We start from the raw sequence: 608 nt of genomic DNA on the forward strand, positions 1-608 counted from the left end.
AAAGATTTTCCTAAGCAGATAAGCGGCAAAGGTAGTGTAGGCATAGATTTAGGCTTAAAAGAGTCTGCTACCACCTCAAACGGTGACAAGCTGACAACCAAACAAACGCAAAAGTGGGCGAAAAAGCTCGCTGTTGCTCAACGAGCGAAAAACAAACAGCGTGTCAAAGCAATACACGCCAAAATCAAAAATTCAAGGTTAGATGCAATTCATAAATTCACTACCAAGCTTGTTAAAGACAATGCTTTGATTGTGGTTGGTGATGTTAAATCACGCTCATTCACAAGTAAGAAAACCAACCTAGCTAAATCAACATACGATGCAGGATGGTTTGAACTCAAAAGACAACTGGAATATAAATGCAAGTATGCAGGTTGTCAGCTTGAGATAGTAAATGAGAGTTACACTACCCAAACCTGTTCGTGCTGCCTTAAAATAAGCGATAGTAGTCCGAAAGGTAGAGCAGGTCTTGGAATCAGAGGATGGAGGTGTGCTGAGTGTGGCACATGGCATGATAGAGATATTAATGCTGCCAAGAACATCCTTGCGGTCGGGCTTGACCGTCTTGCAGAAGGAATCCCCTCACTTTAGGGAGGGGAGGAAGTCAA

The 608-nt window shown here is 42.8% G+C and carries 1 protein-coding gene; it reads left to right on the top strand.

Annotation, left to right across the window (positions count from 1 at the left end):
• Positions 1–591: RNA-guided endonuclease InsQ/TnpB family protein (locus JFC05_RS12705; RefSeq protein WP_198337149.1), on the top strand; the 591-nt coding region annotated here is incomplete at its 5' end.
• Positions 592–608 lie beyond the last annotated feature (17 nt).

This window comes from Psychrobacter celer (assembly GCF_016107555.1).
GTDB classification, from domain to species: Bacteria; Pseudomonadota; Gammaproteobacteria; order Pseudomonadales; family Moraxellaceae; genus Psychrobacter; species Psychrobacter celer.